General features: G+C 72.5%; 19 protein-coding genes and 1 tRNA gene. 9 read left to right on the forward strand and 11 right to left on the reverse strand.

The window, feature by feature from the left end; translation table 11 throughout:
* Window positions 1-4: 4 nt before the first annotated feature.
* Entirely contained in the window at window positions 5-886 is an 882-nt protein-coding gene (locus AB0M54_RS05835) for an SDR family oxidoreductase (protein ID WP_364469380.1), read from the reverse strand.
* 85 nt (window positions 887-971) lie between these two features.
* On the opposite strand from AB0M54_RS05835, the gene AB0M54_RS05840 reads away from it, so the two are divergent.
* Window positions 972-1,541 (forward strand): helix-turn-helix domain-containing protein, encoded by a 570-nt coding sequence (locus AB0M54_RS05840; RefSeq protein ID WP_364320002.1) that lies wholly within the window; start codon window positions 972-974, stop codon window positions 1,539-1,541.
* Here AB0M54_RS05840 and AB0M54_RS05845 read toward each other — a convergent pair.
* From AB0M54_RS05845 to AB0M54_RS05865, 5 genes are read right to left on the reverse strand one after another with little or no spacing between them, the layout of a single operon-like run.
* Window positions 1,515-1,835 carry a DUF4387 domain-containing protein gene (locus AB0M54_RS05845; RefSeq protein ID WP_364320004.1) on the reverse strand — a complete coding sequence of 107 codons (321 nt, stop codon included), beginning with the start codon at window positions 1,833-1,835 and terminating at the stop codon, window positions 1,515-1,517. The two genes, AB0M54_RS05840 and AB0M54_RS05845, sit on opposite strands and share 27 nt — an antisense overlap.
* Window positions 1,825-3,207 carry an acyclic terpene utilization AtuA family protein gene (locus tag AB0M54_RS05850; RefSeq protein ID WP_364469382.1) on the reverse strand — a complete coding sequence of 461 codons (1,383 nt, stop codon included), beginning with the start codon at window positions 3,205-3,207 and terminating at the stop codon, window positions 1,825-1,827. The genes AB0M54_RS05845 and AB0M54_RS05850 overlap by 11 nt, the downstream gene beginning before the upstream one ends.
* Window positions 3,204-4,844, reverse strand: a complete 1,641-nt coding sequence (locus tag AB0M54_RS05855) for an FAD-binding dehydrogenase (RefSeq protein ID WP_364320008.1) — start codon at window positions 4,842-4,844, stop codon at window positions 3,204-3,206. Before AB0M54_RS05855 ends, AB0M54_RS05850 begins: the two co-directional genes overlap by 4 nt.
* A complete protein-coding gene (locus AB0M54_RS05860) occupies window positions 4,841-5,773 on the reverse strand; it encodes an NAD(P)-dependent oxidoreductase (protein ID WP_364469384.1) in 933 nt (310 codons plus the stop codon). The genes AB0M54_RS05855 and AB0M54_RS05860 overlap by 4 nt, the downstream gene beginning before the upstream one ends.
* 36 nt (window positions 5,774-5,809) lie before the next feature.
* The gene (locus AB0M54_RS05865) at window positions 5,810-7,066 is read right to left on the reverse strand and encodes an MFS transporter (RefSeq protein ID WP_364320012.1); all 1,257 of its coding nucleotides are present in this window, start codon (window positions 7,064-7,066) and stop codon (window positions 5,810-5,812) included.
* 116 nt (window positions 7,067-7,182) lie between these two features.
* On the opposite strand from AB0M54_RS05865, the gene AB0M54_RS05870 reads away from it, so the two are divergent.
* The 3 genes from AB0M54_RS05870 (at window position 7,183) to AB0M54_RS05880 (ending at window position 9,805) form a co-directional block, all read left to right on the forward strand.
* Window positions 7,183-7,872, forward strand: a complete 690-nt coding sequence (locus AB0M54_RS05870) for a GntR family transcriptional regulator (protein ID WP_364320014.1) — start codon at window positions 7,183-7,185, stop codon at window positions 7,870-7,872.
* Window positions 7,869-8,957, forward strand: a complete 1,089-nt coding sequence (locus AB0M54_RS05875; protein ID WP_364469386.1) for a tartrate dehydrogenase — start codon at window positions 7,869-7,871, stop codon at window positions 8,955-8,957. Before AB0M54_RS05870 ends, AB0M54_RS05875 begins: the two co-directional genes overlap by 4 nt.
* 68 nt (window positions 8,958-9,025) lie before the next feature.
* The gene (locus tag AB0M54_RS05880; protein ID WP_364469388.1) at window positions 9,026-9,805 is read left to right on the forward strand and encodes a methyltransferase domain-containing protein; all 780 of its coding nucleotides are present in this window, start codon (window positions 9,026-9,028) and stop codon (window positions 9,803-9,805) included.
* A 38-nt stretch (window positions 9,806-9,843) separates the two neighbouring features.
* Here the strand turns inward: AB0M54_RS05880 and AB0M54_RS05885 are convergent, their stop codons facing one another.
* A complete protein-coding gene (locus AB0M54_RS05885; RefSeq protein ID WP_364469390.1) occupies window positions 9,844-11,166 on the reverse strand; it encodes an MFS transporter in 1,323 nt (440 codons plus the stop codon).
* A 41-nt stretch (window positions 11,167-11,207) separates the two neighbouring features.
* A complete protein-coding gene (locus tag AB0M54_RS05890; protein WP_364469392.1) occupies window positions 11,208-12,260 on the reverse strand; it encodes an NAD-dependent epimerase/dehydratase family protein in 1,053 nt (350 codons plus the stop codon).
* An 82-nt stretch (window positions 12,261-12,342) separates the two neighbouring features.
* On the opposite strand from AB0M54_RS05890, the gene AB0M54_RS05895 reads away from it, so the two are divergent.
* The gene (locus AB0M54_RS05895) at window positions 12,343-13,539 is read left to right on the forward strand and encodes a YndJ family transporter (RefSeq protein ID WP_364320022.1); all 1,197 of its coding nucleotides are present in this window, start codon (window positions 12,343-12,345) and stop codon (window positions 13,537-13,539) included.
* Window positions 13,540-13,551: 12 nt separating this feature from the next.
* Here the strand turns inward: AB0M54_RS05895 and selB are convergent, their stop codons facing one another.
* The 3 genes from selB to AB0M54_RS05910 all read right to left on the reverse strand — a co-directional run bounded on the left by selB (window position 13,552) and on the right by AB0M54_RS05910 (window position 17,181).
* Entirely contained in the window at window positions 13,552-15,324 is a 1,773-nt protein-coding gene (gene selB, locus AB0M54_RS05900) for a selenocysteine-specific translation elongation factor (RefSeq protein ID WP_364469394.1), read from the reverse strand.
* Between the two features lie 278 nt (window positions 15,325-15,602).
* Entirely contained in the window at window positions 15,603-16,895 is a 1,293-nt protein-coding gene (gene selA / locus AB0M54_RS05905) for an L-seryl-tRNA(Sec) selenium transferase (protein ID WP_364469396.1), read from the reverse strand.
* A 193-nt stretch (window positions 16,896-17,088) separates the two neighbouring features.
* Window positions 17,089-17,181: transfer RNA gene (locus tag AB0M54_RS05910), tRNA-Sec, on the reverse strand.
* A 28-nt stretch (window positions 17,182-17,209) separates the two neighbouring features.
* Here AB0M54_RS05910 and selD point away from each other — a divergent pair.
* The 4 genes from selD to nrfD all read left to right on the forward strand — a co-directional run bounded on the left by selD (window position 17,210) and on the right by nrfD (window position 23,671).
* On the forward strand, window positions 17,210-18,217 hold the full coding sequence (gene selD / locus AB0M54_RS05915) for a selenide, water dikinase SelD (protein ID WP_364320028.1): 1,008 nt from the start codon (window positions 17,210-17,212) through the stop codon (window positions 18,215-18,217).
* Between the two features lie 72 nt (window positions 18,218-18,289).
* Window positions 18,290-21,577: a formate dehydrogenase gene (gene fdh, locus AB0M54_RS05920; protein ID WP_364320030.1), complete on the forward strand. Its 3,288-nt coding sequence runs from the start codon at window positions 18,290-18,292 to the stop codon at window positions 21,575-21,577.
* The gene (locus AB0M54_RS05925; RefSeq protein WP_364469398.1) at window positions 21,567-22,613 is read left to right on the forward strand and encodes a 4Fe-4S dicluster domain-containing protein; all 1,047 of its coding nucleotides are present in this window, start codon (window positions 21,567-21,569) and stop codon (window positions 22,611-22,613) included. Before fdh ends, AB0M54_RS05925 begins: the two co-directional genes overlap by 11 nt.
* Before the next feature lie 113 nt (window positions 22,614-22,726).
* The gene (gene nrfD, locus AB0M54_RS05930; RefSeq protein WP_364469684.1) at window positions 22,727-23,671 is read left to right on the forward strand and encodes an NrfD/PsrC family molybdoenzyme membrane anchor subunit; all 945 of its coding nucleotides are present in this window, start codon (window positions 22,727-22,729) and stop codon (window positions 23,669-23,671) included.
* The last annotated feature ends 5 nt before the right edge of the window (window positions 23,672-23,676 follow it).

Genomic DNA, 23,676 nt, shown 5'->3' on the forward strand with positions numbered 1-23,676 from the left:
CCGCTCACGGCTGGATGTTCGCCAGGTCCTCGAGGAGGCTGGGGTGCTTCGGCTCCCAGCCCAGGGCCTGCCGGGTGTGCGTGCTGGTCGAGGGCTGGTCGGCCGCGAAGATCGCGCCCAGGGGGCCGAAGTTCTCCGCCGGCACCGCCTCGACCGGCAGGCCCAGGCGCCGGCCGATGACCTCGGCGATGTCCCGCACCTGGTCGCCCTCGTCGTCCACGGCGTGCCAGGCGGTTCCGGCCGGCGCCTGCTCCAGGGCGAGCCGGAAGAGAACCGCGGCGTCCAGCGCGTGCACGGCCGGCCACCGCTGGGTGCCGTCGCCGGGGTAGCCGGAGACGCCGGTCCGGCGGGCGATGGCGGTCAGCAGGCCGGCGAACCCGCCGTCGCCGTTGTTGTGCACCGTGCGGGGCAGGCGGATGGCCGTGCTCCGCACCCCGCGGGTGGCCAGGCCGAGGACCGCGTCGACGGCGCGGCCCCGGCCGCCGACCGGCCCTTCGGTCGACGTCGGGTCCGACTCGGTGGAGGCGCGGCCGGGGATCCAGGGTGTGCCCGACACGGTGACGAAGGGACGGTCGCTCCCGAGGAGCGTCTCGCCCAGGGTCTCCTGGGCGGCCGTCTCCTCGGCGACCGCGTTCGCGACCGCCTCGGCGCTGCTGAAGTCGTTGCTGAAGGCCAGGTGGATCACGCCGTCGGCCTGGGTGGCGCCGGCCCGGAGGGTGTCCAGGTCGGCGAGGCCGCCCCGGATCACCTCGGCGCCGGCCGTCGCGGCGGCCTCCGCCGAGGCCTCGGACCGGGCGAGGGCGAGAACGGTGTGACCGTGGCCGAGCAGTTCGGCCACGACGGCGGAGCCGATCAGGCCGGTGCCGCCGGTGATGAAGACGCGCATGGTTCGCTCCCGCAAGTGATGGGACTCTTGTCCCGTCACCGTAGCACCGTGATGGGACCAAAGTCCCGTCACCTATGATGGACCCATGGCTCGATGGGAACCCGGCGCGCGTGAACGTCTCGTCGTGGCCGCGGTCGACCTGTTCACCGAGCAGGGGTACGACGACACCACGGTCGCGCAGATCGCCGAGCGCGCCGGCGTCACCAAGAGCACCTTCTTCCGGCACTTCCCCGACAAGCGCGAGCTGCTGGTGGCCGGGCAGGAGGCGCTGAGCCGGCTGCTCGCCGAGGGGATCGCCGAGGTGCCCGCCGGGTCCGGCCCGCTCCAGGCGGTGGCCGAGGGTCTGCGGCGGGTGTCCAGCGCGATGGGTCCGGTGAACCGCCAGATCGCCCCCCGGCTGAAGGCGGCCGTCGCGGCCAGCGCCGAACTCCAGGAGCGGGCCGCCCTCAAGAGCGTCAGCCTGGCCGCCGCGATGACCGCGGCGCTGATCGCCCGCGGCGTGCCCGACGCGACCGCCGCCGTCGCGGCCGAGCTGGGCGCCCTCGCCTTCAGCCGGGGTTTCGCGGCCTGGTCCGAGGGCGACCGCGAGGACGACCTGGCCGACTACGCCCTCCCGGCCCTGGAAGAGCTACGCGCCGCGAGCTCCGCCCTCTAACGCCAACTGGGCCAGCGGCACGTGGTGCTGGCCGGCGTGCATGTCCCGGTCCCGCAGGCTGCCCTGGGTGACCGGGCGCGGGAACGAGATCTTGACCGCCTTCAGCGACGGGATGCGGAAGATCTGCACGCTGTCCTCGGCGACGTCGTAGAGCCGGGCGACCACGGTGGCGTCCACGAACGACACTGCCTGGAAGCCACTCTCGTCGCGCATGAAGAGCTCCATCGTCGTCCAGAACGGCCCGGCGTTCTTGGACCGGACCTCGACGGCGAGGTCGCCGACCTTATCGGACATCGCCGGCCTCCAGCATGACGGTGCGGAACAGGGCGGTGGGAGAGTCCACGTCGACCACGTGGTTGAGCACGAACTCGTACGCCGCGCCGCGCTCGGTCTCCGCTGGCGAGAACGGGAACGCCAGGCTGGGCAGGTAGTCCATGTCCGGCGTGGGCAGGTGCAGCATGAGCGGATTGGCGATCTTCGCGATCGCCGTGGCCGTCGGCTGGTCGGGCGCGCTGACCAGCAGCATCACGCCGACCTCGCGGGGCGGCGCGGTCGCTTCCTCCAGGGCACCGAGCACCGCGTTGTGGCCGTAGAGCCGGATGTCGAACGCGTAGTCGTCCGGCCCGAGCGAGAGCGTCTGGCTGACCCGCTCGGTGAGGATCCGGCGCAGGAGCGCGGCCCAGGTGTCGAGCTGGCCGAGGATGTGCGGGTCGCGGATCGCGGTGAACGACATCGTCTCGTACCCGGTGATTCTTGATCCTTCGAGCTTGTTCGTGTACTGCTCGGCCAGCTCGAAACGCGACCCCTCCACGCGTACGCGCCGGTCGTCCAGCGCGGTGTAGACCGCGTCGGCGACCTGCAGGGTGCCGGCCGGCTCCCGCATCGAGAACGGGTTCACCGTCTCGTAGAGCATGTGCGCCGCGACCGAGTGGGGTGTGCAGGCGACACCGTCGGAGAGCGGCTCGATGGTGAACCCGGTGGCGTCGATGGTGGCGAAGACGCCGCTGGAGCGCGGGTTGGTGGTGCACTGCGCGCCGCACTCGACGATCTTCGCGGCGTGCCAGGTGGGCCCGGCCGGCATGCCGTGCATGAGCGGGAACGCCGCCGCCACGGCCGTGTCGGTCGCGCGGCCGGCCAGCACCACGTCGGCTCCCGTGGCCAGAGCGTCGGCGATCGGCTCGTGGCCCATCATCGCCACGATGTGCTCGCAGCTCTCCAGGGTCGAGGGGTCGAGGTCGCCGTGCGGGGCGAGTGGGTGGATCCGGTCCAGGCGCTCCTTGAGGTCGGCGGCCGGCTGCTCGCTGTAGATCCGGGCGATCCGCAGGGCGAGGCCCTCTTCGTCCAGCAGCGACGAAGCGATGGAGAAGACCCAGTCGACGCCGGAATCGGTGCCACTGGTGCCGCAGGAGCCGACGATCAGCGGGATCCGGGCCGTAGCCGCGGCGCGCAGCAGGATGCGCAGGTCACGCTTCACCGCCGCGGCAGTGGTCTTGGCGGTGCCGGTGCCGAGATAGTGCGGCCCGGAATCGGTCGAGCCGCCGTCCACGGCGATCACGTCCGCGCCCAGCTCCAGTCCCCGGTCCACGATGGAGGCCGGGAAGCCCGAGCCGAGCATGCCGGACGGGACGAGGATGCGTACTTCGACTTTGCTTTCGGCCTGGGTCACAAGGTTCCTTTCAGAGAGCGACCGGCCTGGCGTCCGGAGAAGAGACAGCCGCCCAGGAACGTGCCCTCGAGCGACCGGTAGCCGTGCATGCCGCCACCACCGAACCCGCTGGCCTCGCCGGCCGCGTACAGCCCCGGCACCGGCTCGCCGGCGGCGTCGAGGACCCGGCCGTCCAGGTCGGTGTGCAGGCCGCCGAGCGTCTTGCGGGTCAGCACGTGCAGGCGTACGGCGATCAGCGGCCCGGCGCCGGGATCGAGGATCCGGTGCGGGGCGGCCGTACGGATGAGCTTGTCGCCGCGGTAGGTGCGGAAGTTGCGGATGGCCGCGATCTGCATGTCCTTGGTGAAAGTGTTGTTCAGCTCCCGGTCGCGCGCCTCGACCACCCGCCGCACCTCGGCCGCGTCCAGCAGCGGCGCCGGCGTCAGCGCGTTCATGCCCTTGACCAGCTCGTCCAGGTCGGTCGCGACCACGAAGTCGGCGCCGTTGCGCTTGAACGCCTCCACCGGCCCCGGCGCCCCGGCCCGCACCCGGCCCAGCACCTGCCGGACGCTGCGGCCGGTCAGATCCGGGTTCTGCTCCGAGCCGGAGAGCGCGAACTCCTTCTCGATGATCTTCTGGGTGAGCACGAACCAGCTGTGGTCGTGGCCGGTGGTGCGCAGGTGGGCGAGGGTGCCGAGGGTGTCGAAGCCCGGGTAGAGCGGCACCGGCAGCCGGTTCCCGCGCGCGTCCAGCCAGATCGACGACGGGCCGGGCAGGATGCGGATGCCGTGGTTGGCCCAGATCGGGTCCCAGTTCTGGATGCCCTCGACGTAGTGCCACATCCGGTCCGGGTTGATCACCGCGCCGCCGGCCGCCTGGGTGATGCCGATCATGCGGCCGTCCACATGCGCCGGCACGCCGCTGATCATGTGGTCCGGCGGCGGGCCGAGCCGCGCCGGCCAGGCAGCTCGTACGAGGTCGTGGTTGCCCCCGATGCCGCCGGAGGTCACCACGACGGCCTGCGCTTCGTACGCGAAATCGCCGATCTTGACTCTTGAACTGGCCTGGCCGCGCTGGACGTCGCTGGGTTCGAGCACCACCCCCGAGACACCGGTGACACGACCGCCGGCGGTCGTCAGCTCATCGACCCGGTGGCGGAAGGCGAGCGTCACCCTGGGGGACGAACGGACGGTCGCGATGAACGGCTCGAGCACGCCCGGCCCCGTACCCCAGGTGATGTGGAAGCGCGGCACCGAGTTGCCGGGCCCCGTCGCGTCGTAACCGCCCCGCTCGGCCCAGCCGACGATCGGGAAGAGCTTGATCCCCTGGGTACGCAGCCACGAGCGCTTCTCGCCGGCCGCGAAGTCGACGTACGCCTCGGCCCAGCGCCGCGGCCAGGCGTCCTCGTCCCGGTCGAATCCCGCGGTGCCCAGCCAGTCCTGCCAGGCGAGCGCGTGCGAGTCGCGGATGCCCATCCGGCGCTGCTCCGGCGAATCGACCAGGAACAGCCCGCCGAACGACCAGAACGCCTGCCCGCCGAGGCTCTGCTCGGGCTCCTGCTCGACCAGGATCACCGACTTCCCGGCCGCGACCAGCTCGGCCGTGGTCACCAGGCCGGCCAGACCCGCCCCGACAACAATGACGTCCGCGGTCCTCATGTGTGCTCCCCTCGGATGATCGCGTGGGCCGGATGTCCCGCCAACGCGGCGACCAGCTCCTTGGCGCCGTCGAGCCCGGCGGCCCGGCGCGCCTCGGCGGTCTGACCGGCCATGTGCGAGTAGATCGTGATCCCATCCACTCCGCGCAGCACGCTATCGGCCGGGAGCGGCTCCGTGCTCACCACGTCCAGCGCCGCGCCCGCGATCCGCCCGCCGCGTACCGCATCGGCCAGCGCTTTTTCATCGACGATCGGCCCGCGGGCGGTGTTGATGAGGTGGGCGGTCCGCTTCATCCGGGCGAGGGCCGAGGCGTCGATCAGATTCCGGGTACGGTCGGTCAGCGCCGCGTGGATCGACACGAAGTCCGACTCCCGCAGCAGCTCATCCAGGCGTTCGCCGGCCGACGTGCTGGTCGTGCTCAGCACGCGCATCCCGAACGCCTCGGCCAGCGGAGCGACCTTTCTCGCGACGGCGCCCCGGCCGATCAGGCCGAGCGTCCTGCCCCGCACCTCGGTGCCGTCCTGCCGCGGCCAGCCACCGGCCTCGACCCCCGCGGCCATCGGCACCAGCCGCCGGGCCTGGGCCAGCAGCAGCCCCATCGTGTACTCGGCCACCGCGTTGGCGTTGATCCCCGGCAGGTTGCTGACGCTGATCCCGTTCCTGGCGGCCGCGTCCACGTCCACCGAGTCGTAGCCGGCGCCGGTGCGCACGATGGCTCTCAGCGTTGTCGCGCCGGCCAGCACGTGCTCGGTCATCGGCTCGTTGGCGACGAGCGCGCCGTCGACGTTGTCCAGGGCGGCGATGAGCTGCTCGGGGTCGCGGCGCCCGCGCATCGGGTCGTGCCGGGTGGTGAAGCCCAGCCCGGTGAGGTAGGTGTCCACCTCGTCGCCCGGGACCAGGTAGTCGGTGGTGATCAGGATGGTCGGCATCGCTCTCTTCCGCGTCGGGGGTGGCACCTATCCGCGTCAGGTCATGTGCGTCGTGGGGGCGGGCTCGTCCTGGAGACTGCGGTGCAGGCGGCCGAGCCGGACGAGGACGAAGACGGCGAGCAGGGCGAGCACCGCGATGTAGAACAGCATCCCGGTCCAGCCGAGCAGGTCGACGATGCCGCCGACCAGGGCCGGCCCGCCGAAGCCGCCGAGGTACCAGGTGACCGCGTACAGGCCGGTGTAGGTGCCGAGCACGCGGCTGGACGGGGCCAGGTTCCAGAGCGCGACCGCCGCGTTGATGGTGAAGGCGGCGGCGCCGATCGAGGCGATGCAGAAAACGACCACGGTCGCGGTGGGTGTCCGCACGACGGTGCCCGCGGCCAGGGCGACGGCGAAGATGGTCATGCCCACGCCGATGGTCTTGAACCGGCCGAAGCGTTCGGCCAGCAGCGCGGCCGGGTAGGCGGCGACGACGTACGCGATGCCGCTGGGCAGGGTCAGCCCGCCGGCGTCACCGCGGGAGAGGCCGAGCACCTCCATCCCGTACGGCGTGACCAGCGACCGCGAGGCGAACCAGGCCCCGCCGAACAGCAGCACGGTCAGCAGCAGGAGCAGCCGCCGGCGGTCGCGGTCCGTGACCAGGTCGGCGACGATCTCGCGGAACGGCACCCGTGACCGGGCCGGACCGGCGGCGGCGTCCTCGGTCAGCGCGGCCTGATAGGCCCGGGACGCGCTGTCCCGCACCCGGACGACCAGCACGACGGTGGCGGCGAGCAGGATCGCCGACGGGATGAGGAACGACGTCCGCGGGTGCTCGTCGATCAGGAGCAGGCTGATCAGGGACGCCACGATGATGGTCAGGGCGGTCGCGATCTTCACCACGGCGTTGGCGCGGCTGCGGCGCTCGGGCGGGATGAAGTCGGGCACCATCGACTCGGCCAGCGGGCGCATCGTGTTGGCGATCAGCGCGTACCCGACCATGACCACGACCAGCATGGTCAGTGACGTGGTCCAGGGCAGCAGGGCGAAGATGATCGCGGCCAGGGGCATGCCGACCGCGAGGTAGGGGATGCGCCGGCCCCAGCGGGTGCGGGTGTTGTCGGAGCGGTTGCCGATCCAGGGCTGGATGAAGATGCCCAGCAGGTTGTCCATCCCCATCAGCGCGCCGACGAGCGCGGTGCTGGCCACGTGTTCGCGCAGCAGGACGGGCACCTGGTTGTCGTAGAAGTTCCACGTCGACTCCTGCGCGAACAACGCCAGGGCGATGTAGAAGGTGATCTTTCGAGTGGACAACTCGCCATCCTCCTTCGTCGGCCGACAGCTTGTGTCCCGCGTCACGTTAATTTGCTGTAGCAAAATCGTCAACAGTTGCAAACAAGGATGCTACGGCAATGCGCTACGTTTGCTTCATGACAGCAGTGGGGACGCTTGCCGATCAGGCGTATCGCCAAGTTCGTGACGAGATCGCCAACGGCCGGCTGGTGGCGGGTGAGAAGGTGACCGAGCGCGGCATGGCCGAGCGGCTGGCGATCAGCCCGACCCCGGTCCGTGAGGCGCTGCGCCGGCTCGAGCTCGACGGGCTGATCGAGCGGATCGGCCCGCGCACGGTCCTGGTCGCCACGATCCGCGACGCCGCCATCGACGACCTGGCCGAGGTCGAGGTCGGCCTGCGCGGCCTGGTCGCCCGGTTCGCGGCCCGGCACGCCACCACCGACCAGCTCGACGCGCTCGACGACATCCTCGACCGGGCCGACGACCTGCTCATCCTGGTCAAAGAGGCGCAGAACCAGGGCAAGCGGGTCGAGCGTTATCTCGGCGAGCTGTTCGAGACGATCCAGCGGTTCAACGATGCCGTGATGGCGTGCGCCCACAACCCGGTGCTGGCCCGCATGGTCGAGCAGAGCCGGGTGTTCACGCTTCCCGAGCGCCGCTTCGTGGTGCTCCGGAAGGTGGCCGAGACCGGCACCTGGGGCATGGACCGCTACTCCAGCCACCGCAAACTGGTCCGGGCGCTCCGTGACCGCGACTCGGCCACCGCCGAGCAGATCGCCCTGGCCGACGTCCAGGGTGGCCTGGCGGCTCTGCGGGAGGCGATGTGACCGGCGCCGTCCACCGCATCGCGGTCATTCCCGGCGACGGGATCGGTCAGGAGGTCCTCCCGGCCGGGCTGGCGGCGTTGCGGGCCACGGCCGAGCGCTTCGACCTGCGGCTGGAATTCGACAGCTTCGACTTCGCCAGCGCCGGCTACTGGCAGCGGCACGGCACGATGTTGCCGCCCGACTGGGAGCAGACGCTGCGCGGGTACGACGCGATCTACTTCGGCGCGGTCGGCTGGCCTGAGGTCGTACCCGATCATGTCTCGCTCTGGGGCAGCCTCCTGCAGTTCCGCCGCACCTTCGACCAGTACGTCAACCTGCGCCCGTGCCGGCTCATGCCGGGCGTGCGCAGCCCGCTGGCCGGCCGCGAACCGGGCGACATCGACTTCGTCGTGGTGCGCGAGAACACCGAGGGTGAATACTCCAGTGTGGGTGGGCGCATCTTCGAGGGCACCGACCGCGAGACCGTGCTGCAAGAGACGGTGATGACCCGGGTCGGCGTCGACCGGGTGCTGCGCTTCGCCTTCGAGCTCGCCGCTCGCCGCCCCGCGCGCCATCTGACCTCGGCCACGAAGAGCAACGGCATCAGCATCACCATGCCGTACTGGGACGAGCGCGTCGCGGCGACGGCGGCGCACTATCCCGGCCTGCGCACGGACAAGTTCCACATCGACGCGCTGGCCGCCCAGTTCGTCCTGCACCCCGACTGGTTCGACGTGGTCGTGGCCAGCAACCTGTTCGGCGACATCCTCTCCGACCTGGGCCCGGCCTGCACCGGCACGCTGGGCATCGCCCCGAGCGCCAACATCAACCCCGACCGCGCCCACCCGAGCCTCTTCGAGCCGGTGCACGGCTCCGCGCCCGACATCGCCGGCCGCGGCATCGCCAACCCGGTCGGCCAGATCTGGTGCGGCTCGATGATGCTCGACCACCTCGGCCACCCCGAGGCCGCCGCCCACCTGCTCGGCGCCATCGAAGACGTGCTGGCCGCCGGTCCGTCGGGCGCCCCGCTGACCCCCGACCTGTACGGCACAGGCACAACCGCCGAACTGGGCGAGACGATCGCGGCGAGGGTCCGCGAGCGGTGAGGGCAGACGCGCTTCCCTTGTGGACTCCGCGACGACCGTGGCGACCCCGGGGAATCTAGAGTCGCGCCGTGGCCTATCTCCTCGACAACCAGCAGTCCGAGGCCGGGGAGCGCTTCGGCGCCATCAACCGGATGTTCAACCGCCGCACCTTCGACCGCCTCGACCAGGTCGGCATCGGTGCCGGGTGGCGGGTCTGGGAGGTGGGCGCCGGCAGTTCGAGCGTGCCCGCCTGGCTGGCCGGCCGGGTCGGCCCCGACGGCGAGGTGCTGGCCACCGACCTCGACACCACCTGGCTCGACGCGGACGCGGGTTTCACAACGCTGCGCCACGACGTGGCCGCCGAGCCGCCGCCCGGGGAGGGCTTCGACCTGGTGCACTCCCGCATGGTGCTGCTCCACGTGCCCGGCCGCGACCAGGCCCTCGCCTCGATGATCCAGGCGCTCCGGCCCGGCGGGTGGCTGGTCCTGGAGGACATCGACCCCCTCATGCAACCTTTGAGCTGCCCCGATGTGTACGCGCCGGAGCACCGCCGAGCCAACAGGCTGCGCGAGGGCTTCCGCACCCTGCTCGCGTCCCGAGGCGCCGACCTCGCGTACGGCCGGACCGCCCCGCGCCGCCTCCGCGAAGCCGGCCTGACCGAGATCGAGGCCGAGGGCTACTTCCCGCTCTCGATGCCCGACTGCGCCGTCCTCGAAGCCGCGACCATCCGCCAGATCCGCGACGACCTGATCGCCCGCGACCTGGCCACCGCGACCGAGATCGACGACCACCTGGCCTACGTGGCCACCGATCCGGGCCAGTTCGCCACCTCGGCCATCATCACCGCCTGGGGGCGAAAGCCGCTCTAATTAGCCCTTCGGCCGCGGGAACGGAAGCCGCTTTGTCTCTATCGCCGCGCGGGTGTGTAGGCCGTCGCGATCCTGAGTTCGCGAACCGCCGGGCTGGCCAGCGGCACCGCGGCCGCGAGGGCGCCGAGCACGGCCAGGCCGGCCGCCACCGCGGTGACGCCGAGGTGGTCGACCGCGGCGCCGCCGGCCAGGTAGCCGATCGGCACCGGGATCAGATGGCCGAGCGTGTTGTACGACTCCACCCGCGAATGCACCTCGTCCGGCAGGCTCAGCTGGAGATACGTCGACCAGCTCACCAGGGCCAGGTCCACGCAGAAGCCGGCCACCGCGGCCGTCACCGCCAGCACCGGGACGCCGCCGCCCAGCGCCAGCGCGACCGGGAACAGGCCGGCCGCCGCGTAGTTGGCGCACGCCACCAGCCCCACCCGGTCCGGCGGCCGCAGCACCGACACCACCGACCCGGCGACCAGCCCGGCCGAGAAGGCCGCCGCGATCAGGCCCCACGCCGCCGGCCCGGCACGCACCGGGCCGAGCAACTGGAACGCGACCAGCCACACGCCCACCCCGACGCTGCCCTGCGCGGTTATCCACCGCAGCCAGCGCCGCGACCAGAACTCCCGCCACCCGAGCCGAAAATCGCCGGTCGAGGCACGGGGCACCGGCGCCGTGACGGAACCAGCGACCGAAGCCGTGACCGGCGCCGTGACCGAAGCCGTGACCGGGACCGTGACCGAAGCCGGGGCCAGCGCTGTGACTGGGACCGTGACGGAAGCCGGGACCAGTGCTGCGACCGGGGCCGGGACCTTGGCGATGATCGCCGCCGCCAGCACGAAGGACAGCGCGTTCCCGGCCAGCGCCCACCCCGGGTTGACCACCGAGACGAGCAGGCCGCCCAGCGCCGGCCCGGCGACCTTGGTGGTGTTGCGCGCGACCCGCTGCAGGGCCGTGGCCTGCCCGATCAGGCGGGCCGGCACCAGCGTCCGGATGGCGCCCTGATGGGCCGGAACGCTGAACGCGGCCGCCGTGCCGGTGACGAACGCGGCGCCGACCGCCTGGCCCACCGTCGCCACCCCGGCCAGCACCAGCACCGCGAAGACGCCCTCGCCGGCCGCGGCGACCAGGCTGCTCCAGATCAGCACCCGTGCTCGTGAGACCCGATCGGCGACCACCCCGCCGACCAGCGTGAACAGCAGCTGCGGCACGGTCGCCGCGGCGAGCACCCAGCCCAGCGCCGACGCTGTGCCGCCGAGGTGGAGCACGGCGAACGCCATGGCCACCGGCGCCATCGCCGAACCGGCGCTGGACACCAGCCTCGCCGACCAGTACCGCCGGTAGGCCGGGTACCGGAAGGCGAGATCCACGTAGGGCGACGCTAGGCGGGCCGGCGCCGGCTACCGGGCAACTAGTGCGAACGCGCAGAGTTCTCGGTGACAGATTCCACAATGGTGGTCTCGGCCGGGCGGGGGCGCCAGCCGAGCGTCTTGGCGCGGTCGTTGTGGATGACCAACCCGTCCACCGGCGTACGCGAAACCGGCTTTCCGCGCAGGACGTCGGCCACCTCGGCGAAGCTCCAGGTCGGGCCGTCGGACACACAGATGAAGCGCCGGCCGCCGGCGTCGGGCGCGGCCATCGCCCGCAGGTGCAGGTCGGCCACGTCGCGCACGTCGGCGATGCCGAACCGGCGGTCGGGCAGGCCGTCGACCGTACCCTCGCGAAGGGCTTTGATCAGGTACATCGAGGAGCCCAGGTCGGTGGTCAGCGCCGGCCCGAAGATCGCGGTCGGGTTGACCGACACCAGGTCGAGGCCGCTGTCCCGGGCGAAATCCCAGGCCGCACGTTCGGCCACGGCTTTTGAGCGCGGGTACGCGGCGAGGCCGGGCGTGTCCGGGTCGGTCCAGTCGTCCTCGGTGAATTCGGCCACCGTCCCGGGCGACGACGCCACCGCCCCGGACGACGCCACCGCCCCGGACGACGCCACCGCCCCGGACGACGACGCCACCGCCCCGGGCGACGACGCCACCGCCCCGGGCGACGACGCCACCGGCTTGGGTGAGTAGCCGATCGCGGCGAACGACGAGGTGAGCACCACCCGGCGTACCCCGGCCCGGTGGGCGGCACGCAGCACCCGCAGCGTGCCGTCGCGGGCGGGCACGATCAGGTCGTCGGGGTTGTCCGGCTGGACGACCGGGATGGGCGAGGCGACGTGGTGCACCTCGGCGCATCCGGCCGCGGCCGCGGCCCAGCCGTCGTCGGACCTCAGGTCGGCCTCGACCACCGTGAGCGCGGTGTCGTCGGCGCCACCCCGGCGGACGGCGGCGCGTACCCCGGCCTCGCGGGCCATCGAGCGGACCGTGGTGCGGACCTGGCGCCCGTCGCGCAGCAGGGCCGCGATCACGTGCGTGCCGACATACCCGGACCCGCCGGTGACCAGAACCAAACTCTCAGCTGTTGTCATGCACTCAGCGCACCAAACCTCAAGCGCCTGAGGTCAAGCAAGCTGCTATGTTGAACACGTTCAACTAATGGGGTGAGCTGTGATGGATCGCTTGACCGGGCCCGGCTGGCTGGCGCTGCACATCGTGGTGGCGGTCGGCGTGCTGCTGTTCGTGCCACTCGGGCTGGGTGCGCTCGGCCGGGGCCGCCGGCTGGCCCGGTGGTGGCCGGTCGTGGCCGTACCCGCGGTCGTCGCCCTGTTGTTGCCGCGCGGGCTGCTCGCCGCCCTGCTCTGCGTGCCCTACCTCGCCGCCACCCTGGCCGTGCCGGTCGTGCTGCGGCGCGACCGGCTCGCCGCCTTCGCCGCGGCGTGCCTGCCGGTCGCCGCGTCCGGTCTCCTGGCCGAGCGCGGCGGCTATGCCCTGCTGGGTTATCCCGCGGGGGTGCTGGGCCTGACCGCGGCCCACTTCCACGTGGCCGGCTTCGGCGCGATGCTGCTGCTGTCGCTGGCCTCGGCCCGGCGCCGCTGGCTCGCGCCGACCGGCGTGGCCCTCGTCGGCGCGGGCTTCCTGATCGGCCGGTTGTTCGGCCAGCACACCGGCGACGTGGTCGAACTGGTCGGAGCGGGCGTGCTCAGCGCGGCCCTGTGGCTGGCGCTCGCCGCTCGCGCCCGCCTTCTGTTCGGGCTGAGCGTCGTGACGATGGGGCTGGCCCTGCTCTACGCGGCCGGCCAGGTCTTCGACATCCCACACCTGAACCTGACCTGGATGGTCCTGACCCACGGCGTGCTGAACGCGGCCGCCGTCCTCACGGCGCTCGTGGTGGCGTGGGCCGGCCGCCCGCAGACGTGGTCGTCACATCGCTGGTCGCATCGGGTCGGCGACTACGACGCCGCGTCGTCCGCCCTCCTCGGCTGGGAGATGCACCGCCGGGCGGGCGCCTGGGTCGAGCCGTCCACCCCGCCCGCCGCGGTCGGCCAGCGCATGATGTCGTCGCTGGGCGTCTGGCGGCTGCGCGTGCCCGAGCCGTGCGAGGTGACCGAGGTGGTGCACACCGCCGACCGCACGGTCATGCACTACCGGGCGCTGCCCGGCCACACCTTCGAGGGCGACGAGCGGTTCAGCGTGGTGCGCGCGCCCGGCGGCGAGACGCGGCTCGAGGTGGAGGTGCGGTCTCGGCCCTCGTTGTTGATCGCGAGGCTGGCCGGCCCGCTGGTGCCGGCGGCGCAGTGGCTGTTCATCTTCCGGTGTGCGGCCGTCCTGCGTCATCGCGTTCCGTCCGTCCGGACTGAACGGGCGTAGCGGCCGGGGGAGCTAGACCGGGTTCTGAGATGCGGCCTGGTCCAGCACGCGCCGATCGTCCGGCAACCGCCGCGTGTGGCCGCGCTTGTCGAGCAGCTCCAGCAGCGGGACGGCCACCCGGCGGGTGGTGTTGAGGGCCTTGCGGGCGTCGCTCAGGGTGAACGGCTGGGGGATTGTCGCGAGCGCCCGGGCGGCGGCCTCGACCGCGTCGGGCGCCAGCACCACGGCGTCGCCCAGGCGCAGCAGGGCCCCGGTTCGCACGGCCGCCGCGATCTGCCGCGGGCCCAGGCCGACCTCGGCGAGCCGGGCGGCCTCCGGCGCCGCGAACGGGTTCTCCGCCAGGTCGGCGCGGATGAGCGCGACGGCCTGGGCGACCGGCGCTGGAAGGTCTCCGGCGCCCGGGCGGGCGATGCGGCCGTTGCGGTAGGCCAGCGGCGGGCTCACCAGGGCCTCGACCAGGGCGCGGTCCGGCAGGTCGAGTGCCCGGCGCAGTTCCTCGACCGGCATGCCCGGCTCCAGCGGATGCCGCTTTGAATAGGCCGTCACCGCGGTGATCAGTGCTTCGCCCAGCGAGGACCAATGCGCCGGGTCGGCCAGCCAGTCGCCGGTCACCGGTGTCATCGCGGCCGGCACGCCCATCCGCCGGAGGTCGGCTCGGCGCACCAGCAGCCGGCGGCGGACCTCGTCACGCTCGTCCGGGCGACCGTCCATCGTGGCCAGTTCGGTTGCCCGGGCCGCCGCGGCGCCACGCCGGGCCAGGGCGGGCGGGGCCACGTCCAGCACCGTCACCCCGCCCATCAGGCGGCGCAGGCCGGGATCGCGCAGCAGCGCCCGATCGCCCGCCCGCAGCGGCAGGGGACGGTCGAGCCGCAGCCGCACGGTGTCCGGGCCGAGCGGCCGCACCCGCACCGGCACGGACGCGGCGCCGATGTGCAGGGTCCCGGTCCGGGGCAGGTCGTGGGCGTCGTCACCGGTGACACGCACGTCGATCAGGTCGGCGGCCCCGAACTCGCCCGGCGTCAGCAGCGCCGTGCCCCGGCCGGCGTCGGTCGGCTCGACGCCGCGCAGGTTGACCGCCACCCGGGCCACGGCCACCACCTCGTCGATGGCCCGGCCGAGCGACTGCAACCCGCGCACGCGCACCGCCCGGCCGTCGCTCAGGGTGAGTTCGTCGCCGACCCGGATCCGCCCGGCGCCCAGCGTGCCGGTGACCACGGTCCCGCTGCCGCGAATGGTGAACGCCCGGTCGGCCCACAATCGCACCGGCGCGTCCAGGTCGGGCTCCGGCAACGCGGCGACCAGCCGGTCGAGCGCCGCCACGAGGTCGGGCAGCCCTTCGCCGGTCGCGCCGCTGACCGCGACCGCGGCCACCTCGCCCAGGGACGTGGCGGCCACTTCGGCGCGAGCCTGAGCGATGGCCGGTCCAGGATCGGCGAGATCACTGCGGGTGACAACGATCAAGCCATGGCGTACGCCCAAAGCATCCAACGCGGCCAGATGCTCCGCCGACTGCGGCATCCACCCGTCATCCGCCGCCACCACGATCATCGCGGCCGGCACCGGCCCCACCCCGGCCAGCATGTTCGGCACGAAGCGCTCATGCCCCGGCACGTCGACGAACGCCACGGTCTCGCCCGACGGCAGTTCGGTCCAGGCGAAGCCGAGATCAATGGTCATCCCGCGCCGCCGCTCTTCAGCCCACCGATCAGGCTCCATCCCGGTCAGCGCCCGGACCAACGTCGACTTCCCATGATCCACATGCCCGGCCGTAGCGACGACGTGCACCTCAAACCACCCCGTCCCGGCCCTGCTCTGAGCACCTCGACGCATCACTCGGTTTGAGGACGGCGAGCTGCACGGCCGAAGCCGGATGGTTGCAGGCCGCCGTGGCCGCGGACCGGTGGATCCCGGCGGAAGGAAATACGCCGGGTGGGTGAGCGCCGGGCGGGACCGTCTCGGGCGAGACGGCCGGGTGGCGGTGGGGGACGAGGCCGGGCGGGCGAGTGGCGGGCGGGACGACTTCGAGCGAGACGGCCGGGTGGTGACCTCGGACGGGGTGCATGTCAGACCGCCCGGATGGCGGCGGCCAGGACGGTGTCGGACGCGGGCGGGATGCACCGGAGGTCCAGGAGGAGCCGGCCGTCCTCGACGCGGCCGATGACCGGTTGGGCGCCCAGGCGGAGGGGGAGCGCGTACCGCTCGGGAAGGGAGACCGCCCACGACGGTAGGGAGACGCCGGGTGCGCCGCCGCCGCCCACGACGGCCTGGCATTTCGTGGCCGCGGCGTCGAGGCCGTCGGCGGTCAGTGACTCGGCCAGGGTGACGGCACGTGAGTGCAACTGCGACGGGTCGGCTCGCAGCGCGTCCCAGGTGGGGGTGCTCGCGGCGCGCAAGGTGGCAGCCAGGGCGGCCAGGGTCAGCTTGTCCACCCGCAAGGCGCGGGCCAGGGGGTGCCGGCGCAGGCGGGTCACCAGGTCGTCGCCGCCGAGCAGCAGGCCCGCCTGGGGACCACCCAACAGCTTGTCGCCGCTGGCCGTGACCAGGTCGGCGCCGGCGCGCAGGGCGGTGGCGGCGTCCGGCTCGTCGGGCAGGAGGGGGTCGGGCGCGAGCAGGCCCGATCCGATGTCCACGACCACCGGAGCGGGCAGCGTGGCCAATTCGGCCACCGGGACGGCCGAGGTGAAGCCGGTGACCACGAAGTTCGACGGGTGCACCTTGAGCACGAAACCGGTGCGGGGGCCGATCGCGGCGGCGTAGTCCGCGAGGGACGTGCGGTTGGTGGTACCGACCTCGTGGAGCAGGGCGCCGGTCGAGGCGAGCAGGTCGGGCAGCCGGAAGCCGTCGCCGATCTCGACCAGCTCGCCGCGGCTCACCACGATCTCGCGGCCGGCGGCCAGTGCGGTCGCGGCCAGCACGAGCGCCGCCGCGCCGTTGTTGACCACGTGCACCGCGCCGGCGTCGGGGACGGCGGCCGCCAGCGCTGCCATCGCGTCGCGGCCGCGGCGGGCCCGGCGTCCGGTGGCCAGGTCGAGCTCGACGTCGGTGTAGCCGGCCGCCGCGACCAGCGCGTCCACGGCCGCGGGGGAGAGCGCGGCCCGGCCCAGGTTCGTGTGGAGGATGACACCGGTGGCATTGAGTACCGGCCGGGGGCCCGACAAGGTGAGGGCCGACCAGGCTTCCCGGGCGACGTCCTCGGGTGCGATCTCACCGCGCCGGGCGCGCGCCTGGGCCGCCGTGACCGCATCCTTGACCACCGCCCGGCCGAGCGACTCCGACGCCGAGGCCAGCAGCGGGTCGGCGAGCACGGCGTCGGTGCGCGGGATCCGGCGACGCGGATCCGTGGTGGCGTGACTCAAGCGCACTCCCGGGCAGGCTGGGCACCGCGCGGAGCCTGGACGAGCGCTCCAGCAAGGTCGGCGGTGACGGCGGAATGGGTCGGCGGTGACAGCGGGAGGAAGGGGTGGGCGGTGACAGCGGAAGGAAGAGGTCGGCGGTGACGGCGGGAGAAAGGGGTCGGCGGAAGGAGCGGGTGTGTGAGGGGACAGGGAGCGGAGGCGGACGGGAATCGAACCCGCCCGGCCCGGATCCCGGGCCGCACCGATTTTGAAGATCGGGAGGGGCACCAGCCACCTGAACGCCTCCGTGGGAAAGGGTATGCCACAGTCGATGGGTGACGACTGAACCTCGCCGGTTGACCGGCTACGCCCACGGTGGCGGCTGCGCCTGCAAGATCCCCCCGGGCGAGCTCGAGGCGGTGGTCGCCGGCCTGAAACAGCCCGACACCGGTGACATGAACGGTGAACTGCTGGTCGGCCTGGATGACGGCGACGACGCGGCGGTGGTCCGGCTGCAGAACGGCGTCGCCGTGGTGGCCACGGCGGACTTCTTCACCCCGGTGGTGGACGATCCGTACGACTGGGGGCGGATCGCGGCGGCCAACGCGCTGTCCGACGTCTACGCCATGGGCGGGACGCCGGTCGTGGCCGTCAACCTGCTGGCCTGGCCGCGTGACCTGCTGCCGATGGAGATGGCGGCCGAGGTGCTGCGCGGCGGGCTGGCGGTCGGCCGGGCGGCCGGGTGCCACGTGGCGGGCGGGCACAGCGTGGACGACCCGGAGCCCAAGTACGGCATGGCCGTCACCGGTGTCATCGACCCGGACCGGATGCTGCGCAACGACGCCGGCCGTCCGGGCGTACCGCTGACCTTGACCAAGCCGCTGGGAATCGGCGTGCTGAACAGCCGCCACAAGTCCACCGGCGAGGTGTTTCCGCAGGCCGTGGCCGCGATGACCACCTTGAACCGGGACGCCGCCCGAGCCGCCCTGGCCGGCGGCGCTACCTGTGCCACCGATGTCACCGGCTTCGGCCTGCTCGGCCATCTGCACAAACTGGCCCGGGCGAGCGGAGTCACCGCCCACCTCGACGCCGGCCGGGTGCCCTACCTCGACGACGCGCGGCAGGCGTTGGCCGACGGCTATGTCTCCGGTGGCACGAAGCGGAACCTCGACTGGGTCCGCCCCCACCTCGACCCGGGCGCCATCAGCGAGGACGAGCTGCTCCTGCTGGCCGACGCGCAGACCTCGGGCGGCCTGCTCGTGGCCGGTGAGCTGCCCGGACACCCGGTGATCGGCGAGCTGAGGGAAGCCCGGCCGGACGGTGTCACAATTCAGGTGCGTTGACGCGGATGCCCCGGTGAAACCGAGATAAACGCCACCCGCGCGGCCGATCAAGAACTGTTCTACGGTGGTTCCGTGGGAGTCCGGACGTGGATCGAGGGCTGGCCGGTCTATCGGCAGCTCACCGGCACGGACCCGCTCGGCCGCGGCGCCGCCGCCCAGTCGGAGCGGAGCCGGTCGCTGACCGCCCGCACCGAGACGGCCGATTCGGTGGCGAAATCCGTGTGCCCGTACTGCGCGGTCGGGTGTGGCCAGCGCGTCTTCGTCAAGGACGGCGAGGTCGTCCAGATCGAGGGCGACCCGGACAGCCCGATCTCCCGCGGCCGGCTGTGCCCCAAGGGTTCGGCCAGCAAGAGCCTGGTGACCAGCGACCGCCGCCAGCAGAAGGTGCTCTACCGGCGCCCGTACGGCACCGACTGGGAAGAACTCGATCTGGCCACCGCGATGGAGATGATCGCCGACCGGGTGGTCGCCGCACGCGAGGCGACCTGGGAGGACTCCGACGGGGACGGGCGGCCGCTGAACCGTACCCTCGGCATCGCCAGCCTCGGCGGGGCGACCCTCGACAACGAAGAGAACTACCTGATCAAGAAGCTCTTCACCGCGGTCGGCGCGCTCCAGATCGAGAACCAGGCGCGCATTTGACACTCCGCCACCGTTCCCGGTCTGGGAACCAGCTTCGGCCGTGGCGGGGCCACCGGATTCCTCCAGGATCTGGCTAACGCGGACTGCATCATCATCCAGGGCTCGAACATGGCCGAGGCCCACCCGGTCGGCTTCCAGTACGTCGTGGAGGCCAAGAACCGCGGGGCCAAGGTCATCCACATCGACCCCAGGTTCACGCGTACGAGCGCCCTCGCGCACTCCTACGTGCCCATGCGCGCCGGCGCCGACGTGGCCTTCCTCGGCGGCATCGTGAACTACATCCTCAGCAACGAGAAGGATTTCCGCGAGTACGTGCTGGCCTACACCAACGCCGCCACGCTGGTCTCCGAGGACTTCCAGGACACCGAGGACCTGGACGGGCTGTTCTCCGGGTACGACGAGGAGCTGCACACCTACCACCAGGCCAGCTGGGCGTACCAGGGGCAGGAGGAGCAGGCGCAGTCGCACGGCGAGGCGCATGCCGACCGGTCCACCGCGTCCGGCCTGGAGCAGGAATCGCACGGCCCGCCCGTGCCCCAGGACCATCCCCGGGACGACACGCTGCAACATCCGCGCTGCGTCTACCAGGTGCTCAAGCGGCACTTCGCCCGGTACACGCCGGAGCTCGTCGAGCGGCTCTGCGGCGTACCCCAGGAGAAGTTCTTGGAAGTCTGTGAGGCGTGGACGTCGAACTCGGGGCGGGAGCGGACCACCGCGCTGGTGTATTCGGTCGGCTGGACGCAACACAGCACCGGCGTGCAGTACATCCGCACCGGCGCGATCATCCAGCTGCTGCTGGGCAACATGGGCCGGCCCGGCGGCGGCGTGATGGCGCTGCGCGGGCACGCCAGCATCCAGGGCTCGACCGACATCCCGACGCTGTTCAACCTGCTCCCCGGCTACCTGCCGATGCCGCACCACTCGCAGCACGAGACCTACCAGGACTGGGTGGACGCGATCCGGCACCCCGACCAGAAAGGCTTCTGGGCCAACGCCGAGGCCTATGCGGTCAGCCTGCTCAAGGCCTACTGGGGCGAGGCGGCGACCAAGGACAACGACTGGGGGTACGGCTGGCTGCCGCGCCTGACCGGCGACCACGGGACGTACCAGACCGTGCTGGACATGATCGACGGCAAGGTGAAGGGCTACTTCCTGCTCGGGCAGAACCCGGCCGTCGGCTCCGCGCAGGGCAAGGCGCAACGGCTCGGCATGGCCAACCTCGACTGGCTGGTCGTCCGCGACCTGTTCATGATCGAGAGCGCCACCTTCTGGAAGGACGGCCCCGAGGTCGCGACCGGCGAGATCGTGCCGGAGACCTGCCGCACCGAGGTGTTCTTCATGCCGGCCGCCTCGCACGTCGAGAAGGAAGGCACGTTCACACAGACACAACGGATGTTGCAGTGGCGCGAGAAGGCCGTCGAGCCGCCCGGCGACTGCCGCTCCGAGCTGTGGTTCAGCTACCACCTCGGCCGCCTCGTCCGCGAGCGGCTGAGCGGGTCGACGCTGGCCCGGGACCGCGGCATCCAGCGGCTGGCCTGGGACTATCCGCTGGGCGGGGCGCGCGGTGACGAGCCCGAGGCCGAGGCCGTGCTCAAGGAGATCAACGGGTACGCCGTGCCGACCGGCGAACCGCTGTCGGCGTTCACCGAGCTGAAGGCGGACGGGTCGACGGTCGGTGGCTGCTGGATCTACACCGGGGTCTTCGCCGGTGGCGTCAACCAGGCCGCCCGGCGCAAGCCGCACACCGAGCAGAGCTGGGTCGCGCCGGAGTGGGGCTGGGCCTGGCCGGCCGACCGCCGCACGCTCTACAACCGGGCCTCGGCCGACCCGGACGGCAAACCGTGGTCGGAGCGCAAGAAATACGTGTGGTGGGACCCGGACGCCGGCGACAACGGCGAGTGGACGGGTTTCGACGTGCCCGACTTCGAGAAGACCAAGCCGCCGTCCTACCGCCCGCCCGACGATGCCACCGGTGTCGCGGCCATCTCCGGCGACGACCCGTTCATCATGCAGGGCGACGGCAAAGGCTGGCTGTACGCGCCCAGCGGCCTGATCGACGGCCCGATGCCCACGCACTACGAGCCGGCCGAGTCGCCCGTGCGCAACCCGCTCTACGGGCAGCAGGCCAACCCGACCCGGATGGTGTACGACCGGCCGGACAACCCGACGAACCCGAGCGCGACCGAGCGGCACGCCGAGGTGTACCCGTACATCTTCACCACCAGCCGGCTGACCGAGCACCACACCGCCGGCGGGATGAGCCGGCAGCTGGCCTACCTGTCCGAGCTCCAGCCGGAGATGTTCGTCGAGGTGTCACCCGACCTGGCCCGCGAACGCGGTCTCGCCCATCTCGGCTGGGCCCACGTGATCACGTCGCGCTCGGCGATCGAGGCGCGGGTGATGGTGACCGACCGGCTCGCGCCGCTGCGCATCGAGGGCCGCCGGGTGCACCAGATCTGGCTGCCGTACCACTGGGGCAGCTCCGGTCTTGTCACCGGTGACTCGGCCAACGACCTGGTCGGGATCGCGCTCGACCCGAACGTGCTCATCCAGGAGAGCAAGGTCGGCACCTGTGACATCCAGCCCGGCCGCCGCCCGACCGGACCAGAACTTCCGGCGTACGTTGACTCGTACCGTCAACGGGCCGGCCTCGGCCCGGACCACCGCACACCGATCCTGACCACCGACCCGCCTGAGGGGGACTCAGATGCCGTTTGATCCCGCCCTCGACGCGGGCCATGTCGACGCGCCGCCGCGCATGGGCTTCTTCACCGACACCAGCGTCTGCATCGGCTGCAAGGCGTGCGAGGTCGCCTGCAAGGAGTGGAACCTCGTACCCGACGACGGTTTCGACCTGCTCGGGCAGTCCTACGACAACACCGGCGGGCTGACCGCGAACTCGTGGCGGCACGTCGCGTTCATCGAACAGTCGGCGTCGTCCGCCTCCGCCTCTGGCGCGGCCCCATCCGGCGCGGCCACCGGGACGCCGGGCGCCTTTGCCGGCCTGCCGACCGGCCCGTCGGCGAGCGCGCAGACCGCGACGGTCGCGGCTCAGACCGGTCATGACACCGGTACGGAGCCGGGCCTGCCGCCGGCGGTCGACGCCCTGGCCGCCGCCGGCAGCACCCAGTTCCTCGGCATGCCCGGTACCGACCTGCCCGGCCGCACGATGGACGCGCCGCGAACCGACTTCCGCTGGCTGATGATGTCCAACGTGTGCAAGCACTGCACCCACGCCGGCTGCCTCGACGTGTGCCCGACGGGCGCCCTGTTCCGCACCGAGTTCGGCACGGTCGTGGTGCAGGAGGACATCTGCAACGGTTGCGGCTACTGCATTCCCGCCTGCCCGTACGGCGTGATCGACCAGCGCAAGGACGACGGCCGCGCGTGGAAGTGCACGCTCTGCTACGACCGCATCGGCGACGGCCTCACACCGGCCTGCGCCACCGCCTGCCCGACCGAGTCCATCCAGTACGGCGAGCTCGACGAGCTCCGGGCCCGGGCCGCCGAACGCCTCACGCGGCTTCAGGACCAGGGCGAAACCTCGGCCCGCCTGTACGGCCACGACCCGGACGACGGCGTCGGCGGCGACGGCGCTTTCTTCCTGCTCCTCGACGAACCCGAGGTGTACGGCCTGCCACCCGACCCGGTCGTGGCCACCAAGCACCTGCCCGCGATGTGGAAGAAGGCCGGGCTGGCCGCGCTGACCATGGTCGGGGCGGCCGTGGTCGCCTTCGCCGGGCGGCGCCCATGACCGCCTCCGACAAGAGCCGCGACGCCTCCGCCGTGCCGCCGCGAGGCCGTGACGTCTCCGCCGTGCCGCCGCGCGGGCGCGGAGGGCGGCGCCGTCGCGGCGCCGAGCGGTCCATGGTTCCTGAGGCCGACTTCAAGTCCTACTACGGCCGGCCGATCGTCAAGGCGCCGGTGTGGCGGCACGACATCGCCGCGTACCTGTTCACCGGCGGGCTGGCGGCCGGCTCCGCCCTGCTCGCCGCCGGTGGTGACGCGACCGGCCGCCCCGCCCTGCGCCGCGCCGGCCGGCTCACGGCTCTCGGCGCCGTCGGGGCGAGCGGCTACTTCCTGGTCAACGACCTCGGCCGCCCCGAGCGCCTCCTGAACATGCTGCGGGTCGCGAAGCCCACCTCGCCGATGTCCATGGGCACGTGGGTCTTCAGCGCGTTCAGCCTCGCCGCCGGGGTGGCGGGCGCCGCCGAGGCCGCGCCGCTTCTGCCCGAGCGAGGTGTGCCCGGCCTGGCCCGCAAGGCTTTGCCACCGCTGGGTACGGCCGGCCAGTGGGCCGCCGCCGTGACCGCGCCCGCCCTGGCCACGTACACCGCCGTGCTCCTGTCCGACACGGCCACCCCGAGCTGGCATGCCGCGTACCCCGACCTGCCCTTCCTCTTCGGTGGCAGCGCCCTGGCCAGCGGCGCCGCCGTGGGCCTCATCGCCGCGCCGACCACCCAGTCCGGCCCCGCCCGCCGCCTGGCCGTCGCCGGCGGCGCGCTGGAGCTGTACGCCGGCCACCGCGTCGAGGAGTCGCACGGCCTGCTCAGCGAGCCCTACCGCCAGGGCCGCGCGGGTCGCCTGCTCAAGGCGGCCCGCTGGCTGACCGCGGCCGGCATGGCCGGCGCCGTCCTGGGCCGCCGCAGCCGGACGATCTCCGCCCTGTCCGGCGCGGCCCTGCTGGCGGGTTCCCTGGCCACCCGCTTCGGCGTCTTCGAGGGCGGCGTGGTGTCGGCCAAGGACCCGCGCTACACGGTCATCCCGCAGAAGGAGCGACTGGCGGAGTCTGACGGCGGAGACCGCTCCTGACCAGG

The organism is Actinoplanes sp. NPDC051470 (genome assembly GCF_040682035.1).
Lineage (GTDB): Bacteria > Actinomycetota > Actinomycetes > Mycobacteriales > Micromonosporaceae > Actinoplanes.